A 17045-nucleotide genomic window follows, 5' to 3' on the forward strand; every position below is an offset into this window, starting at 1 on the left:
ATAAAGTGCATACTTTAACATCGTTTTTAATGGGGGCAGAAAAATTCTTTTAAAGGTTAAACCATGATCAAGGTAATTATTATAGACGATGAGAAAAAGGCCCAAGAGACTCTGGAATTGTTTTTGGACCGATATTTCCCACGCCAGTTCAAGGTTTTGGCCAAGTGCAGCAGCATCGATGAAGGCGTAAAGTCCATCCAAATGGAGCGCCCGGACATCCTGTTTCTCGACGTGCAAATGCCAAAAAAAAATGGTTTTGCCATTTTTGAGGAAGTGAAAAAAATTGATTTTGATATCATTTTCACCACTGCCCATAAAGAATATGCCCTCCAGGCTTGGAATTCGGCAGGTAAGGTTTTCGGGTATCTGCTCAAACCGATCGATATCAGTGAGCTTCAAAACCTGATGAACCGCTTTTTTGAAAAACAGGATCAGGGCTCCCTGATTGTGAAGTTGGACCGAATGTCCGAGAACATGGAAAACCTGGGAATCCAGGCCTATAATACCTTATCCGGGATCGAATTTGTTCATTTTGATGAAATCCTCTATTGCGAAGCCAGCATGAGTTATACCACTATCCACAAAGCGGACGGCTCTCAAATCCTGGTCAGCAAAAACCTGAAGGTGATTCAGGAAAAACTTCCAATCGGACAATTTATCCGCATGCATCATAAACTGCTGGTCAATGTGAAGCAGATCCTGCGGATTGACAAAAAAGAAGATTTTGTTCTATTAAAGGGTGGAATACAGCTTTCCGGTTCCAGTCGAAAGATGAAAGATTTGAAAAAGTATTTTGCATACTAGATTTTTTATTGCCTGCCTCGTATTGGTCTTTTGTGTTGTTGTGCAAAACCAAGCCCAACAGTTTCCCAACAGAAATTACACCACCCTGGATGGATTGCCAAACAATGCCATCCGTTCCCTTTTTATCGATTCCAGGGGATTGCTCTGGATCGGGACCGAAAACGGGATTTCCAAAATGGAAAACAATACTTTCCAAAATTTTGATACCTCCGATGGAATGGCTTTCAACAGCTGCTGGGTGATTGCCGAAGACCCTATGGGGCGGATGTGGTTTGGGAGCTATGGAGGTGGCGTTTCCATGTATGATGGTCGTTTTTTCCATACTTTCACCAGCAAATCCGGATTGATCAATGACAAGATCAGAAAACTCTTCTATTTTGAAGACAGAATTTGGGTGGGGACTGAAGACGGAATCGCGGCCATCGATGTGCATTCACTCGAAATCATCAGCTTGGAGAAAAGCGTTTTCTCCGGAAGAAGGTCCTATACTTCCGGGTTTTTTGTCCACAACAACCTGTTGCATTACACCACCTTTGGCTATGGTATTTATAGCATATCGCCATCCGGAAAAGCCGAATTCACCATCAAAAAAGTCAGGGACCACGATAAGATATACGCCTTGGGCTGGGACAGTGACAGCCTCTTATTGAGCAATATCGGCGCCATCCAGCGTTTTGCTCCTGCCGATCTCACTTCCAGTAAACCAATGGAGGACGGATTTGGCGTATCCGTGGTTTGGGATTATGCCAGGGATAATCAAGATAATCTGTACGCTGGCGCTTGGGGAATTTTCAACAAAGATGGAGGCTTGTTTAAAATCACGGGAAACAAGATGGTGGATATGGGCAAAACCTTTGGCGTGAGCTCTAAAGTGATTTTGGCTACAGCATATAATCCCCAAACCAATATGCTCTATGCGGGATCAAATGACAAAGGACTTTTTGCCATCAGCCTTAATCCCTCCATTGCTTATGTGCAATTCGATGAAAAATCCGTCTTGGGATTTGCAGCGATTTCCGGTAAGACTGCCGTCCTGCATACGCTTGGCCTTACCCTCTTGGACAAAGAGGACCAAGCCACCCATCAGGTGGATTTAAAGGCATTCAAACGGATTGAACTGGATTATCTGCAGAAAAATCACAAAAATCTCCCGAAAAATGTAGACGGTTTTTTTGAGATGAACTTCAACCTAGATGCCGCTGATGTGGAATTTTATGGACTGATCCATACGGATTCTTCGCTCTATGTCAGCAGCAACATCGGTATTTTTGAGCTGAATGCAGCAGGGAAGTTTTTGACTTATATTCCCGTGCATACCTTTGTGATGGGCTTTACGCCGGATGGCAGATTCATCGAATCCAATCCCTATCGAGGACTCAGGATTTACGAAAGTCCGGCCAAAATGGAATACCAATATTTTTCCGATACACTCCCCCATATCCCCCATCAATTGTCCCAAATCGTCCATAGCGGAGATAAAACCTACTTTTCCTCAGTTTTCCATGGGCTTTATACCTGGGAAAAAGGGACGTTTACAAGTTACCTGAGGGCGAAAAAGTGGTCCGAAGAAAAACTCAAGGTCCTTCATCTGATGGAAGACAACAGCCTTGTCATCGCCTCAGAATTCGGGGATGTATTTGTTGCGGATGATAAAAATGGATTCACCATCAAAGAAACCATCGGTAAAAACGACATTGAGGGAAATTCCATCCAGTTTCTGGAATCCTATCAGGGAAATATTTTGATCGGCACGGAGAAGGGCTTGACCGTCTATCGGGATGGGAAAACCAGGTTCTTCGACGAGGAACAGGGATTTACCTCCAAGCTCTTTCAAACCGCCAAGGTGATCGGGGAGGTGCTCTGGCTGGGAACAAGCGAAGGATATTACAAAGTACATTTACCCGGACTGTTGCTTCCGGTATCCCCTCCTCTTAAACTGCTGGTGGATGAATTGTCCATCAACTATGATCCAGTACCTGCAGAATCCTTTTCGTGGTTTGTCCTACAACAAAAAGAAATTGTGGTCCCTCACGACCGCAATACGGTTTACATAAGCTTCCAACCCAGCGGGCACCAATTCCCGGGAAAGCTGAGTTACCGCTACCGGCTCAAATCCGATGCTGCCTGGAGTCCATTCAGCAAGGAAAACAAGCTGTCCCTTCCCTATCTTCCCCCCGGAGTGTATCCCGTCGAAGTGGAAGTTCAGGACAGTCATACCGGCGTCAGCAATATTTTCACGCTGCTGACGATCAGAGTAAAACAACCCTTTTATTTTGAGGTGTGGTTTCTTCTTCCCAGCCTTGTCCTATTGATTTTGATTGGGATGAAAGTCTATAACCGCCGGATGAGAAACATGAGGACACAGGAAAGGAACATTGCCAGCAGCTCAAAAAGGCTTGTCGAAACAAAACTTGAAGCCCTTCTGAGTCAGATGAATCCCCATTTTATTTTCAACGCCATCAGTTCCATCCAGTATTTTATCCTGAAAAACGAAACGGAAAAGGCATTGGACTATGTCAATAAATTTTCCCGTTTGGTACGCAGTACCTTGGACAACAGCTCCAAACTGCTGATCACATTGGAGGAGGAAACCAGCTATTTGAAAGCCTATTTCACCATCGAAAATTCCAGAACGGAAAACAGGGTGAAGCTCCAGATCGAGCTGGATCCCGAGCTCGACCCCAATAAGATCAATGTTCCGCCCATGCTGCTCCAACCCTTTGTGGAGAATGCTTTCGTGCATGCCTTCACCGAAAGCCACCAAAACCCCAGTATCCGGATAAACTTCGGGCTTATGTCCGAAAATCAGCTTTTTTGTACCATCCGGGACAATGGCATGGGACTGCAGGCCCGGGAAAAATTCAAAATCCACGAATCAAAGGGAGTAAAACTGGTCTTGGAAAGACTCCGTTTACTGGAAGGTGTTGTAGCCGAACCCTTATCGATACAGTATTCTCCAAACGGAACCACTGTGGAAATCACCATTCCCATTCACTGATAGCCTCCCGATCGCAGCAGTTATTGCCAAAAAAGCTACAGTTATTTATTTCTTCCATTTGGAAGCGGGCAATGCCCCATATTTGTTTTGCAAATGAGCGTAAAACTTTTTCCAACTTTTTATAAACAAGGTGGGTCCATGCAGTAGGGTACTGGGATGGACTCACCATTTTTTTGTCGCTGTGCGGAAGCTGTTTGAGCCGCTGTTAGAGATTTATAATCTCGAACTGCAGATAGTTCAGGATTTGCAATCCTGGTCTCGTTTTCGACAAATGGGATTGCAAATCCCTTATATCTTAATTCGACATTGCAAATGTCGAATAGCGGATGGTGCTGTTTGAGATTTATAAACTCGAACTGCAGATAGTTCAGGATTTGCAATCCTGGTCTCGTTTTCGGCAAAGGGGATTGCAAATCCCTTATATCTTAATTCGACATTGTAAATGTCGAATAGCACATTTAAACCTCCGCGAGTACTAGCGAACTCCTTCTGATTCCATAAAATTCACCGCAACTTCCGTTTAGGTATTCTTCCTCCTTTTCCACGATTCCCGCCCTTACGGGATTGGAATGGATATATTGGATCTTAGAGTCAAGGAATTTTTTGGTGTTGATTTCCACGCCGTGGTAACCAGATTCCCAAAACCAGAATTGCCCTTCCTTAGTCAGCAGCCACAACAACCAACTTTTTCTGCTTTCCTTTTCGTTTTCCTGGATGGCCACCATGATTTTTTTGGCTGTGAATTTTTTTAGGTCACGGATGATGTCCGATAAGGGAACTTTGATGCTGCTGATGATCAAATGGCAGTGGTTGCTCATCACCACCCATGCATATACTTGTAAACCTTTGTGCTCCTGACAATGTCGGATGCTATCCAGCAGGATATCCACATACTGTTGCCGCGTAAAAACATCCACCCATTGGTGGACAGTAAAGGTTACAAAATGAATGGCAGTCTGATCTTTGACGGTATAGGAATGTCCCATAAAAAAAGTGGGTTGAAATTTTATGACCAAGGAATTTACATTTTTCTCCGAAACTATGCAAACCGTTGTCTGAGAATTAAGATCTCGAACAGCAGATGTTTCAGGATTTGTAATTCTGAGCTGTTCGGGATTTATAATCTCGAACTGCAGATACCTAGGGATTTGCAATCCTGGTCATGGTCTTGCACTTGGGATTGCAAATCCCATTTATCTGGATTTGACATTGCAAATGTCGAATAGCAGGTTTCTCTGAAATTGCAAATTTCGACCAGCAAACCTTCAACCCTCAGAAATTACACTTTTAAGGATGTTGATACACACTTATAGGTAAAACAGGCACACTTATACATTTGATGAAAAAGCCAAGATCCAAACCTATACATTTAAAACCAAGCAAGACACCCAACGCATGGCTCTATTCAAAATCACCGTCAAAAACCCGATGTTCCGCAACGGCATCCGCCTCGAAAAAGGTATGAGCGTTCAAGTCGTCATGATCAGCGCAGCACATTACCCCCTTCACTACAAAAACGGTGAAGCCATCGTCGATGCTTTCCAGCGCATCTGGGCCGTAGATCTGAGGAAGGCCAATGCGGTAAACAGCGCGATTTTGGAAGTGGTGGAGATAAAATAGAACCCGGACAAATCAAACAATGACAGCTGGTGACAATGAATTGGAGGGAGAGAATAATAGAATGTTATTTGTCAAAATTAAAACTTTAGGAATTTAATCCTGGGTTGGGTCACATCACAAAATCAGAAAATCAAATGAGTCATCCAGATCCGAATCGGCCATATTGGAGAACAGAAATCGATAGGGAATTCGCCAAGGTCAAGTCCAAAATGCACCAGGAAGCAACCAATAGGGGCGGAGGAAGAGCAATTTTTCAGGATTCATATACCGGAAAAGTCCTCTTTGGCGGCGATCCCTACGATTACGAACATATCCGCTCCTCCGAGGAAATCTTCATGAAATACCGCGACCGCCTGACCAACGATCAAATCGCCAAAGTCGTCAACTGCCCCGAAAACGTGGGAGTTACTTTGCGCAGCATCAATATTTCCAAAGGAAAGAAAAGGATGGAGGATTGGATACGCCAGCCTTCTGTGGTGTCGGATTATGGGATTGATCTGGAATTGGTGAAGAAAGTGTTGGAGAAGGCGGATAGGGGGATGGAGAGAGTGATGGGAAAAGGATTTTAAATTGATTTGAAAAAACAGTTAAATCATTAAAGATGTTATAAAAAGTAATGTGGATCTTTCAGCATGAGAGAAACAGAATATGTTATTTGGGCTAAACCAAATATATACAATCATATTCAAGTAGATCAAATTGAGAAATACAATCACTTTCATAGCTTGCATCTGTAGCAGTAACTTCTAGTGCTAATAAAATATTAGCTTTTGCAGTCTCCCAATTTATGGAATCAACCTTAATTTGTGCCAATTTTTGGATAAATTATAATAACTAAAAACATTAAAATTAACATGAAAAAATATTTTGGAATAGCTATTATTCTGTTTTTGTTTAACGCATGTTCGAATAAGGATGTGGAGAGAAGCGACTTGATAAAAGGTAGAATTGAGGTTATGACTGGGCAAGAAGTTATCCAAGAGCTTTTAATTGAGAATGATACTGATATTGAACAAATTGCCAGGATTTTCAATTGTTCAGTACCCACCTTAAATAGAGTCCTAGAGAGAAAATCGTATTTGACCAATAATGCGTTAGAAGAATTTAAGCAATTTCTGGTTGCTGTAAAGATATTAGATGATAATTCATTTATAGAGAATGATCCTCTTCATGATTATTGGATAATAAAATTTAGATCTTATCTAGATAAATATGTCTGGTGGGCCGGGTATCTTCTTATTTTTGGTATTGTTGTGGGAGCTATTGTAGGGTTCTCCGGAGGTGACCCTGGAGAATTTGTAATATTTATTGGCTATATAAATTTATTTAATTTAATTATGTTTTCAATAAGTTATTTATTTGCAATCATTGTTTTATGGATTTTTCCTTATGTACAGCCAGAAATTCTTTATTCGCCAGAAATTAATACAGTATTTGAAACATTGATTTGAAATGAAAATATCTTTTATTTTACTACAATTTATTTACTTGTTTTTTTTAAGCAATAACATTAATGGTCAGATTTTAAGATCTGATCAGCAAAATAATATTTTAAGTGTAAAGTTGAAAGAATATGAATTTGAGGAACATGAGAAATTTCAAGAAGAATTAAATATAAAAGTTAAAAAATATTTTATAGATCAGAGTAAAAAATTTATCGATGAAGAAACTGGTTTTTTTGGAATTTGGGGAGAAACTATCTATTTTTTTGAAAGCAGTATTAAAAAAGAGTCAAGGTGGAAATCTAGAATTGAAAAATATTTTAGAACTACTGCATTTCAAACTTATGTTCAAAATGAAATTAATAATTACACTGAAACAATAAATAAACAGAGACTTGAAATTATTGAAAACGCAACTGGCATTCAAAGCAATCAAAATGGATTAGAAATTCAACTTAAATCACTAAGTTCTATTGAATTAAATTCTGAAATCGTTATTCAAACTGTTTCAAAAATTCAGGAAATGGTTGTTCATGAAGTAGTTCCTGAAATAATTGATCTTGTTCTTGGGCCTTTATTCCTATTCCCTCTATTGAGTAGTCTGATTGGTTTATTTATACCAAGTGTAAATGGGATATTAGGTAAAATAAAGATTATATGCTTAGTAGTATTAATTATTTATCCTCTTGTTCAAAGTATTCGTTTTAGTAATAACCTAGAGAAATATTTAATAAATAGTTTATATTCTTTTGATGAAAAGCAGTTTTATATTTTGCCTGATCTTAATGAAAATTCAAATGTTTTTTTTGAAAAAGTAAATAATAATTTAAAAAAATGAAAACAATTTTAACTATTGTAGTAGTAATTTTTCTTGCTTCTTGTAAAAATACAGCTCGGGAAATGGGTGGAGAAGGATTAAAAAAAAGTGTCAAATTAATAGAAAATATTGTTTCTCCAACTCAGTCTAATTTTTTGAAAAATTCATTGGGTGATGATGTTTTCCAAAAATTACTAAAAGAAAATGACGATGAAGTATTAAAAAGATTAGCTAAAAATATTGAAAATAATCCAGCTTTAAATGATGTAATAATTAATAATACCTTAGCGGTAAAAGTTCTTGAACTCATGGGTAATTCACCGGTAAGAAATAATCACCTTATAGTTAAATATTTTTCTGATTTAATGGCTGAGTTAGGAGAAGTTGCTCTTAAAGAAAAATATTTTTTTACAGAAGCAGGTGAAAGAATCCTTTTAAAAAGTAAAAAAAATGGAAGTGTTCTTGCGGAAATTTCGGAAACAGCTATAATAGCCAAACCCGGAAAAGGTGGCCTTGAACTTAATGAATTTTTGGCCGAGAAATATATGATACCTCATATTCCATACAAAATCAGAGGGCATAAATACGTCACAAATGAAATTGGTCAATATAAAGAAGTTTCAGGTACTTTTGTGCCTCCGATTTTTGAACCTACACCATTGAGAAATAACGTTCAACAAGGTCTTTCAAAGAAGTATAAGGATGCGGTTGCTCATACTGAAAACGGGCAAATTTCCAGAGTTAAAGCTGGCTATCCTGACTATAAAGATGATGGAGGCCATTTTATCGGAAATCGATTGGGGGGTGGATCTGAGATGTATAACTATATCCCAATGTCAAAAAAACTTAATCGTCCAGGAGGAGGCTGGTTCGAAATGGAAAGGGTATGGTTAGATGCAATAAAAAAAGGAAATAAGGTCAATTATAAAATTGAACCAGTTTATAATTCGAATTCAAAAAGACCAGATTTTATTAATGTTACATATGAAATTGATGGTAAGCGGACTACGGAATTATTTAATAATAATATTTTCTAATGGATAAAATTATAAAAGATTTACAAGCAAAGTATAAGGAAGAATTGCTTAGAAATAATATTGATATATTATGTCAATATTATGAGCCATTTTTAAGATGCCGATTATTAAAAAATAACATTATACAAGACTATGAATTTAGTAAAGAGGAAATGATTGAAATATTTAATTTTGTCAAAAATGAAAAGATTAATCGATTTCCTGAAGACAATAGGTTGGTGATAAGATTAGACAAAAATGGTGTGTCTATGAAATTTGATTTTGATAAAGAATTTGCAGAAGAGCATTCCAGATGAAAATCTACTGCGATTATAATTGAAAGATTGTTATTCTTTTCTTTTATGATTAGGACTCATGATGTGCTTAATTATAATATTTTATTTTTATTTAATTAATTTTTTTAAATTAATTAAATTACGATTAATTATTTATATAATGGAAATTAAGATCGAATCAGCAACAATTCAAAATGTTTGGGAAGCGCTACAGCAAGTGCCAAGTAATCCAAGATTCCATCAGGCTGAAAAACTTTTCATCAAAAAAATGAAAAAAGGTTGGATTTTCCTATCCAATAAATTGAAGAGATAATCAATTTAATGGATAGTCCATTTGACGATTATCGATTTCATTTTGATGAACTTCTGAAAATTTTTGAAATTTCTTTAGAATATGTTAGTTATCGCCCTAAGGTAATTGCTAGTGGTGTTTCAAGTTTTGAAGCGATAAGGCCGGAAAATTTTGTGCTCTTACTTAATATGTTAGAACGAATGGGTCTCCAAATAAATACCCAAAGATTTGTTGAGATACTTTTGCCAACCTTTGTTGCACGTTCGAAAACCATTTTTTCATCTGCCGAATTGGAATTCTTTTGGTACACAAAATATCGTTATAAAACAGATGATATTATTCTCTTTTCTGACAAACCTTTGTTGTCTACTGAGCCTATAGATGCTTTTAAAATATCCAATGGTTTCATACTTTCACTTTACAAAAATGACGAAAACCAAGAAACTCTAATGTTGAGAATTCGTGCGCCAAAATATCGAAAACGTCCACAAATAAGGCGAGTAGTTTGTGATGATTGTGGTTTTGAATGTCAAAAGGGAGATCCAGAGTCAAGTTTTTTACATCGAAAAGAACACAAAAGACGTTTATCCTGGTTGAAACCTGATCCCCTTCCAATAATGCTTTTGGAACTTCAGAAAGATAGAATTGAAGCAGAACATGTTTCCTTCATCTCATCGTGTTGGAAACACAAAGAAATGTATAATCGAGCACTTGCTTTTAAGAGAGAGTTTCATAATAACTTTGTACAATGGAGTCATAATGGAAAGGAAGATATTGATGCCCATGGATTTTTATTTACTGGAGATAAAGGTGAAATTGTGGGAGCTTGTGCGTTTCGTAATAGAACAAAAGATGGTCAACATCAAAGGTGGGGATTACTGTGGATTTGGTTTTGCCCAAATGAACGAAGAAATGGACATTTGGCGAAACGTTGGAGAATGCTTCGACTGCGATTTTGAGATTTCCTTGTTGAACCTCCAGTTAAAGATGCGATGAAGTCTTTTCTTAAAAAACATGATGATTTAGCACTTTTAGATAAATAAAACATAAAGGTGTGGTAGTATTGTCACTCATTTCTGGAGATTTTATTTTTATCACTTTAAATATCCCAAGATTTGAAACCCCAATCATATTCCCACGAAGAAGGAATGCAAATCCCCTTTTATCTGAATCCGAAATTGCAAATGTCGAACAGCAAGAGACCCAATAATCCTATAATCCTTAGTCCAATTTTAACCCTTATTGTACATTGCCACCCGTAATTCTCTAATAATCAGTTAGGAGTTTGGTTTTTTTGACTTCACCATCTTGGCACCAGCCCTTTTTCTCCCAATAGTCTGATTTTATTGAATTTTCAAGCCCATTTGGAAACCGGATGCATATTTTGGGTTAAAGAGTTGAAATCACCCTTCTTGCTCCTAAAAATCTTGCCCTGTATTGCGGGTGTTCCAGACTGTTGGTGGTAATGCCTCTGCCGCCGCCTCCTGAAGAGCTATGGACAAAAAAGATTTCATCCTCTGTTGAGAACACGATGCCGACATGCCCGACCCGGTCACTGTCATTCTCATATCCTTTGAAAAAAACCAGATCACCCTTGGCGAGATTACTTTCGTCCACCGGAGTGCCTTCCAAAAACTGGTTGGCAGAACCGGCGGGAATTTCGATCCCAAACTTATTGAAAACAAAGTAAATAAACCCCGAACAGTCAAATCCATTCAACGATTTGCCTTCATAGGCGTAGGGAATTCCTTTCATGGACAAGGCGTAAGTTATCAGAGAATCAGTTTTGGTGTCAATTGCATTGTCATATAAAAAAATTTGTTGGGCAGCAGCTGAGTTGGTTTTGTTGGCTTCGGATTGATTCCGGACCAAGACCACCAAGAAGCCAACGGCCACCAACATATAAATGATTCTTTGCTGGTTAAGTCTCTTGATACCCTTAAAAATCAACTTTAAATACCGCTGCATATTAAAATAATTTGGTCGAACTTTAAGGATAGCTTTAATTGTGCCACAAATCGTTTTTTGATCAATAGAGATAAATTCCGAGGAAATAACAGGATAGGAGAGGTGGATTTGCTCCATTTGATAGGACAATACGATATGCTTATTTCTAAAAATCTGAAACAATGGGTAAAAAAGAAACAACATTTGACCAAAACACCTTGGAATACGATCGCTGGTTTGAGGAGCATCCATGCATTTACCAATCGGAAATTCTGGCCATTCAACAAGCGCTTCCGAAAGATAAATCAGGTATTGAAATCGGTGTGGGTACTGGCCGTTTTGCGGAAACTTTACACATTAAATTTGGGGTAGAACCTTCCGCGAATATGGCAAGGATGGCTAAAAAGCGAGGTGTACACATTTACACCGCATATAGCGAAAATCTTCCGATTGAAAATGAAAGCTTCGACTTTGCCCTGATGGTGACGACCGTCTGTTTTATTTCTGACATCCCAAGAGCATTTTCGGAAGTTCATCGCATTCTAAGACCAAAGGGAGAAATCATCGTCGCCATCATTGACAAAAACAGCGCACTCGGTAAAAAATACCAAGCAGGACAATCTTCAAGCAAATTTTATAAGGAGGCTCATTTTCATTCCACCGAAGTAATAACGGAATTGCTGAAGCAATCCGGTTTTCATGATTTTGACTTCTGGCAGACTTTGGCCAAACCGGATGAAAATGAAATCGAAAAACCTATCAAAGGTTACGGTCAAGGGAGTTTTGTCGTCATTAAGGCTGTTAAATAAGGTTTTCCCTTTACTTGATTTACCGGAAAAATGCTTTTTCCCTTAAGAAAAGTAAAAAAAATCCATAGCAACAAGCATCCAACCATTTTTCTCTACGACCCATGATCCCTACTGTTTACGTTTAAAAATCTCGAAATACAGATATTTCAGGATTTGCAATCCTGGTCATGGTTCCACAAAAAAAGAATTCAAATCCCCATTTTTCTGCATTCGACATTCTAATTGTCGAATAACGCGATTCCAAATCCCCCTTTTGCCCGAATCTGACATCCCTAATGTCAAATTACCCTTCTCCGAATATTTTGGTCATTAGTTAATGCTGTTTTTTTTTAGAGAATTTATATCTATTTTCAATTGTGCATTCCACATGAAGTGTGTTTTTAGGAATTGGCCAAATCCCGGTTCTGATGATTTTGATTGGGAAAGGTCTTTTTTGATGGATGGGATTCTTTTATGGCCCATTTGGAAGTTTGATGGGCGGTAAGGCTTTTGGTATTTGCCGATAATTATCCGGAGAGAGAAGTCTTTTCCGGCTGTGAAGGGACTATTTTTAAATCATTAGAGAGAGACAGGATATGAAATATTTCATAGGACTGAACAATGAATTTCTGACTGAGGTTGGTGAAATCTATCAATTTACCCGGCGATTTTTCAGGGAATTTTTCAAGCCCAAACAGGAGTTTGATGAATTCCTGCACCAATGTTTCTGGGTGGGGTACAAGACACTGCCCTTGGTCGGGCTGACGGCATTTATCATGGGACTGGTCCTGACGATCCAATCTCGGCCCACACTGGTGGAATTTGGCGCGCAGTCGATGTTGCCGGCGATGGTGTCGGTGTCCCTGGTGCGGGAAATCTCCCCGGTCATCACCGCCCTGATCTGCGCAGGCAAGATCGGCTCGGGCATGGGGGCTGAACTGGGGTCCATGCGGGTCACAGAACAGATCGATGCCATGGAAGTTTCGGGTACCAATCCCTTCAAATACCTTATAGTCACCCGTGTGGTGGCTACAACCGTCATGTTGCCCCTGCTCTCCAATCTCTCCAACGCCATTGCGATCTATGGGGGCTATCTCGGCGTCAACATCCGTGGCCATGTAAGCTGGCATTTGTACTGGACCCAAGTTTTCGATGCCTTGAGTTATGGTGACCTGATTCCTTCCCTGATCAAGACTTTCTTTTTCGGTTTTGCCATCGGCATTATCGGCTGTTATAAAGGATACAATTCCAAGAAAGGGACGGAAGGGGTGGGAAGATCTGCTACTTCTGCCGTGGTGGTGGCCTCGCTTCTGGTCTTTGTCATTGACCTGATCGCCGTTCAGATCACGGATCTTTTGGGATTTACTTAAACCGAATCTATAATGGATCCAGTCGTGAAAGTAGAAAACGTCAACAAATCCTTTGGAGACAACCATGTGCTCCGCAATTTCTCCTTGGAATTGGAGCCCGGCGAAAACCTGGTGATCCTTGGGAAATCGGGCTCGGGTAAGTCGGTGTTGATCAAATGTATCATCAACCTGATGCCGGCTGATACGGGCAAGATCATCGTCCTGGATCAATCGATTCAGGACATGGATCAGGAGGAACTCGATATCCTGCGGGCCAAGGTCGGGTTTCTTTTCCAGAGCAATGCCTTGTATGATTCGATGACCGTCCGGGAAAACCTGGAGTTTCCGTTGCGCAGGCACTGGAGCAAGGAAGAACGGGAAAGGGGATCCGAAATGGCGGTTTTGGAGGCTTTGGAGGATGTTGGACTGGCCCATACCATCGATATGATGCCGGCGGAGTTGTCCGGCGGAATGCGGAAAAGGATTGCCCTGGCGCGCACCCTGATCCTGAAACCAACCATCATTCTCTACGATGAACCCACCACGGGTCTGGATCCGGTCACCGCACGGGAAATCAGCAATTTGATGATAGAAGTGCAAAAGAAATACAATGCTTCGTCGATCATCATTTCGCATGACATGAATTGTATCAACATTACCTCCAACCGTGTCATCATGTTGATCGAAGGAAGGTGTTATGCCAATGATACCTTCAATAATCTTAAAAAATCCACCGATCCCAAAATCCGGGAGTTTTTTGCCTGACCATGAAAAAGAATACGATAGAAAACTCGAAAGTAGGCTTGATCGTGATTGCGGGAACACTTTTCCTGCTTTTCAGCCTGTATATGATTGGAAAAAACCAGAACCTGTTCGGTTCCACCTTCAACCTCCGAGCCGTAGTCAAAAACGTCAACGGATTGGTGGTGGGAAACAATGTAAGATTCATGGGCATGGATGTGGGCACGGTGAAGTCGATCGACATGGCCAATGATACCTCCATTTACATCAGCATGCTCATCAACAATAATATGAAGCCCTTTATCAAGAAAAATGCGATCACCACCATCGGTACCGATGGATTGATGGGCAATAAATTGATCCACATCCTTCCCCAGAAAGAGGTGGCCGAGCCCGTTGAGGAAGGCGATGTCATTTTCTCACAAACCCCGATCGATACGGATGACATCTTCAGGAGCCTGAATGCAACCAGCATGATCGTCGAAAAAACTTCTTTGAATCTCTTTGAAATTACTTCTAAATTGAACGGCAATGAGAATTTTTGGGCTTTTCTTTCGGATACAGTCCTTACCCAGGATTTGAGAAATTCCGTCAGGGAATTCCGGCGAACAGGAGCGAATGCCAATGCCATGACGCTGGCTGGGAGGAATCTTGTCGAAAGACTCGAGCAGGGAAGCGGTCTGGTCAATACCCTTTTTATGGATTCGATTTTGTCCAATCAGCTGATCACCTCTCTGGAACAAATCGGGCAAGCGAGTACCCATGCTGAATTGTTGCTGGAGGAAGTGAAAACGATGGTGATTGCCATGGAAAAGGGGGAAGGGACCACCGGATTGATTCTGAGGGATTCCATGATGCGGGAATCGATTTTGAACACCGCGCTGAATATAGAAGAAGGGACAGACAAATTCAACCAAAACATGGAAGCGCTCAAAACCAATTTTCTTTTCCGTCGGTATTTTAGAAGACAGGAGAGACTAAAAGCGAAGGAAAAGGAGGCGGAGGCTGGAAATAGCAATTAGGAAAATGATTTTTTTGGTACGTTCCAAATTTTCTGTGCTCTTATTCAACCCGTTTTATGCATTACGAACTCCATTTAATATTTTAATTTACCGATGATCAGGTAATCAATTCGATGTTGACTATTTTTGACTAAACCCTTTTGGTGTCAGGAATTATTCTCCCAATAGTCTGATTTTCTTTCAGTTTCAATCCCATTTGGAAACCTATTGCATATTTCGGGTTCAATCCATTTGGCTTTGATGAGGGAATGTCCTGCGAGAGGGTCTCCTTCTCAAAAATGTAAATTGACCTAAGATGTCGATTTTTCCCCCAACTACCGGGTTAAATGGAGAAGGCAGAAATTTGATTCACGCTGTATGTGGTCGGTGATTTTTATTCTGCATTTGCTTTCAGTTCGTAATTGGTACTCCGGCCTCTTGGTGAACCTTTCACCAAAATTCCTTTTTCAATCAAGTCCTGAATATCACGCAAAGCGGTGTCTTGGGAGCATTTTGCAATCTTAGCCCATTTTGTAGTGTTGAGCACTCCCTCGAAATCCTCCATCAGCATATTCAGAATTTTTCTTTGTCTGTCATTTATATTGACCCTTGCATGTGTTACCCAGAATGCGTGTTTGTCAATTATTTTTTCAAGAAGCTTTTCAGAATTTTCTATCGCATGTATTAAACAATTCAAAAACCATTCTAGCCAGTTGGTAATATCCAATCCGCTTTTTTGGGTCTTTTCCAATATGTCATAATAGGAATTTCGTTCTTTTCGAATTTGAGTTGACATACTATAAAATCTATATGATTGTTCGTCGGAACGCGCCAGTAACATCTCACTTAGTGCTCTTGAGATTCTTCCGTTTCCATCTTCAAAGGGATGTATTGTCACAAACCACAAATGTGCAATTGCAGCTTTCATGACAAGATCAGTATTTTGATCCCAATTAAACCAATCTAAGAAAATTCGCATTTCATTTTCAATCTGAGCCGCTGGAAGAGCTTGGTAATGCACTTTTTCTTTTCCCAACGCTCCCGAAACTACCTGCATCGGTCCTGTTGAATCCTCACGCCAGTTTCCTGAAATGATTTTATACATCCCGCTTTGTCCCATTGGGAACAAGGAGGTATGCCAAGAAAATAATCGATCCTTGTTCAAATCTTGGTCATAATTTTTGGTTGCATCAAGCATCAAATCCACAATTCCGTCAACATTACGTTGAGAAAAAACCAATCCTGATATATCAAGTCCCAATCGTCTTGCAATGGATGATCTTACTTGTTCTCTGTCTAGAAATTCACCTTCTATTTCAGTCGATTTTATAATCTCCTGTGTTAAAATCTCGAGATTGGCTTCATTGCGAAGTTCAAATCCCAAGGCTCCCATTTTGCCTATTAACCTGCCTTGTCTGTTTCTGACATGGGAAAGTAAGGATAGAAGTTTCTCGCTATTCCATATAAAAATTGGCCAATTCTGGTTGTTGTATAAATACATATCTTTTTTCTCCGCGTATTATGCGGTGAAAATAAGGTTTATTCTCCGCATGAAAAAATTATCTCCGCATAAAATGCGTCCTAAATGATCATTATTCTCCGCACCTTTATTTTTGGCCCCGCCAATACCTTCTGGCATAAAGAAGGTTTTGTGAATTGCGGAGTGGCATGAAGTCGAAAACCACCAAGGTTTAGGCCAATGGTAATATTGACGAATTGCACAAAGATGGGTGTCAAATATCCATGTGGGTATCCACCAGCGTATTATCTGTGGAGGCGCCAAGTAGCGCAAAAAGTCCATCCTGAAATCCAATTTTTTTAAATGAAGAAAATATGATCAAAGGCCGCAGAATGGATCCAAAACGTCTTTTAAACTTAATTTTCGCTTCATCGCTCTAGCGCCATTTTCATCTAATTTTGAGGAATTATTTAAG

Annotated in this window: 16 protein-coding genes; 13 read left to right on the top strand and 3 right to left on the bottom strand. The window is 39.7% G+C overall.

Annotated elements, in window-relative coordinates; genetic code table 11:
* The first annotated feature begins 63 nt into the window (after positions 1–63).
* Positions 64–804 (top strand): LytR/AlgR family response regulator transcription factor, encoded by a 741-nt coding sequence (locus F824_RS0112145; protein WP_019598169.1) that lies wholly within the window; start codon positions 64–66, stop codon positions 802–804.
* Complete coding sequence (locus F824_RS0112150) at positions 794–3802, top strand: histidine kinase (protein ID WP_019598170.1); 3009 nt, start codon at positions 794–796, stop codon at positions 3800–3802. Before F824_RS0112145 ends, F824_RS0112150 begins: the two co-directional genes overlap by 11 nt.
* Before the next feature lie 458 nt (positions 3803–4260).
* Here the strand turns inward: F824_RS0112150 and F824_RS0112160 are convergent, their stop codons facing one another.
* Positions 4261–4788: an REP-associated tyrosine transposase gene (locus F824_RS0112160; RefSeq protein ID WP_019598172.1), complete on the bottom strand. Its 528-nt coding sequence runs from the start codon at positions 4786–4788 to the stop codon at positions 4261–4263.
* Between the two features lie 409 nt (positions 4789–5197).
* Between F824_RS0112160 and F824_RS0112170 the strand changes: the two genes are divergently transcribed.
* From F824_RS0112170 to F824_RS0112205, 7 genes are all read left to right on the top strand, one after another.
* A complete protein-coding gene (locus F824_RS0112170; RefSeq protein ID WP_019598174.1) occupies positions 5198–5422 on the top strand; it encodes a DUF6140 family protein in 225 nt (74 codons plus the stop codon).
* Positions 5423–5556: 134 nt separating this feature from the next.
* Positions 5557–5991: a hypothetical protein gene (locus F824_RS0112175; protein ID WP_139189800.1), complete on the top strand. Its 435-nt coding sequence runs from the start codon at positions 5557–5559 to the stop codon at positions 5989–5991.
* A 285-nt stretch (positions 5992–6276) separates the two neighbouring features.
* Positions 6277–6873: a hypothetical protein gene (locus F824_RS0112180; RefSeq protein ID WP_019598177.1), complete on the top strand. Its 597-nt coding sequence runs from the start codon at positions 6277–6279 to the stop codon at positions 6871–6873.
* 1 nt (position 6874) lies between these two features.
* Positions 6875–7702 (top strand): hypothetical protein, encoded by an 828-nt coding sequence (locus F824_RS0112185; RefSeq protein ID WP_019598178.1) that lies wholly within the window; start codon positions 6875–6877, stop codon positions 7700–7702.
* A complete protein-coding gene (locus F824_RS0112190) occupies positions 7699–8718 on the top strand; it encodes a DNA/RNA non-specific endonuclease (RefSeq protein WP_019598179.1) in 1020 nt (339 codons plus the stop codon). The genes F824_RS0112185 and F824_RS0112190 overlap by 4 nt, the downstream gene beginning before the upstream one ends.
* Positions 8718–9014, top strand: coding sequence for a hypothetical protein (locus tag F824_RS0112195; protein WP_019598180.1), 297 nt, complete (start codon positions 8718–8720; stop codon positions 9012–9014). Before F824_RS0112190 ends, F824_RS0112195 begins: the two co-directional genes overlap by 1 nt.
* 300 nt (positions 9015–9314) lie before the next feature.
* A complete protein-coding gene (locus F824_RS0112205) occupies positions 9315–10244 on the top strand; it encodes a hypothetical protein (protein ID WP_019598182.1) in 930 nt (309 codons plus the stop codon).
* A 430-nt stretch (positions 10245–10674) separates the two neighbouring features.
* Here F824_RS0112205 and F824_RS26815 read toward each other — a convergent pair whose 3' ends face one another.
* Positions 10675–11253 (bottom strand): C40 family peptidase, encoded by a 579-nt coding sequence (locus tag F824_RS26815; protein ID WP_139189798.1) that lies wholly within the window; start codon positions 11251–11253, stop codon positions 10675–10677.
* Between the two features lie 161 nt (positions 11254–11414).
* Here F824_RS26815 and F824_RS0112220 point away from each other — a divergent pair, with 161 nt between their 5' ends.
* From F824_RS0112220 to F824_RS0112245, 4 genes are all read left to right on the top strand, one after another.
* Positions 11415–12041, top strand: a complete 627-nt coding sequence (locus F824_RS0112220; protein WP_019598185.1) for a class I SAM-dependent methyltransferase — start codon at positions 11415–11417, stop codon at positions 12039–12041.
* A gap of 575 nt (positions 12042–12616) precedes the next feature.
* Complete coding sequence (locus tag F824_RS0112235; protein ID WP_019598188.1) at positions 12617–13390, top strand: MlaE family ABC transporter permease; 774 nt, start codon at positions 12617–12619, stop codon at positions 13388–13390.
* A 12-nt stretch (positions 13391–13402) separates the two neighbouring features.
* On the top strand, positions 13403–14134 hold the full coding sequence (locus tag F824_RS0112240) for an ABC transporter ATP-binding protein (RefSeq protein WP_019598189.1): 732 nt from the start codon (positions 13403–13405) through the stop codon (positions 14132–14134).
* Positions 14135–14136: 2 nt separating this feature from the next.
* The gene (locus F824_RS0112245) at positions 14137–15132 is read left to right on the top strand and encodes an MlaD family protein (protein WP_019598190.1); all 996 of its coding nucleotides are present in this window, start codon (positions 14137–14139) and stop codon (positions 15130–15132) included.
* Positions 15133–15505: 373 nt separating this feature from the next.
* On the opposite strand, the gene F824_RS0112250 is transcribed toward F824_RS0112245, so the two are convergent.
* Complete coding sequence (locus F824_RS0112250) at positions 15506–16612, bottom strand: Fic family protein (RefSeq protein ID WP_019598191.1); 1107 nt, start codon at positions 16610–16612, stop codon at positions 15506–15508.
* Positions 16613–17045 lie beyond the last annotated feature (433 nt).

This window comes from Rhodonellum psychrophilum GCM71 = DSM 17998 (assembly GCF_000381545.1).
In the GTDB taxonomy this organism is placed as follows: Bacteria; Bacteroidota; Bacteroidia; order Cytophagales; family Cyclobacteriaceae; genus Rhodonellum; species Rhodonellum psychrophilum.

Bases quoted from the DNA above. Each gene is read 5' to 3' on its own strand.
- F824_RS0112180 (WP_019598177.1), top strand. From the start codon at position 6,277: ATGAAAAAATATTTTGGAATAGCTATTATTCTGTTTTTGTTTAACGCA.
- F824_RS0112185 (WP_019598178.1), top strand. From the start codon at position 6,875: ATGAAAATATCTTTTATTTTACTACAATTTATTTACTTGTTTTTTTTA.
- F824_RS0112175 (WP_139189800.1), top strand. From the start codon at position 5,557: ATGAGTCATCCAGATCCGAATCGGCCATATTGGAGAACAGAAATCGAT.
- F824_RS0112245 (WP_019598190.1), top strand. From the start codon at position 14,137: ATGAAAAAGAATACGATAGAAAACTCGAAAGTAGGCTTGATCGTGATT.
- F824_RS0112205 (WP_019598182.1), top strand. From the start codon at position 9,315: ATGGATAGTCCATTTGACGATTATCGATTTCATTTTGATGAACTTCTG.
- F824_RS0112160 (WP_019598172.1), bottom strand. From the start codon at position 4,788: ATGGGACATTCCTATACCGTCAAAGATCAGACTGCCATTCATTTTGTA.
- F824_RS0112195 (WP_019598180.1), top strand. From the start codon at position 8,718: ATGGATAAAATTATAAAAGATTTACAAGCAAAGTATAAGGAAGAATTG.
- F824_RS0112190 (WP_019598179.1), top strand. From the start codon at position 7,699: ATGAAAACAATTTTAACTATTGTAGTAGTAATTTTTCTTGCTTCTTGT.
- F824_RS0112250 (WP_019598191.1), bottom strand. From the start codon at position 16,612: ATGTATTTATACAACAACCAGAATTGGCCAATTTTTATATGGAATAGC.
- F824_RS0112145 (WP_019598169.1), top strand. From the start codon at position 64: ATGATCAAGGTAATTATTATAGACGATGAGAAAAAGGCCCAAGAGACT.
- F824_RS26815 (WP_139189798.1), bottom strand. From the start codon at position 11,253: ATGCAGCGGTATTTAAAGTTGATTTTTAAGGGTATCAAGAGACTTAAC.
- F824_RS0112170 (WP_019598174.1), top strand. From the start codon at position 5,198: ATGGCTCTATTCAAAATCACCGTCAAAAACCCGATGTTCCGCAACGGC.
- F824_RS0112240 (WP_019598189.1), top strand. From the start codon at position 13,403: ATGGATCCAGTCGTGAAAGTAGAAAACGTCAACAAATCCTTTGGAGAC.
- F824_RS0112235 (WP_019598188.1), top strand. From the start codon at position 12,617: ATGAAATATTTCATAGGACTGAACAATGAATTTCTGACTGAGGTTGGT.
- F824_RS0112220 (WP_019598185.1), top strand. From the start codon at position 11,415: ATGGGTAAAAAAGAAACAACATTTGACCAAAACACCTTGGAATACGAT.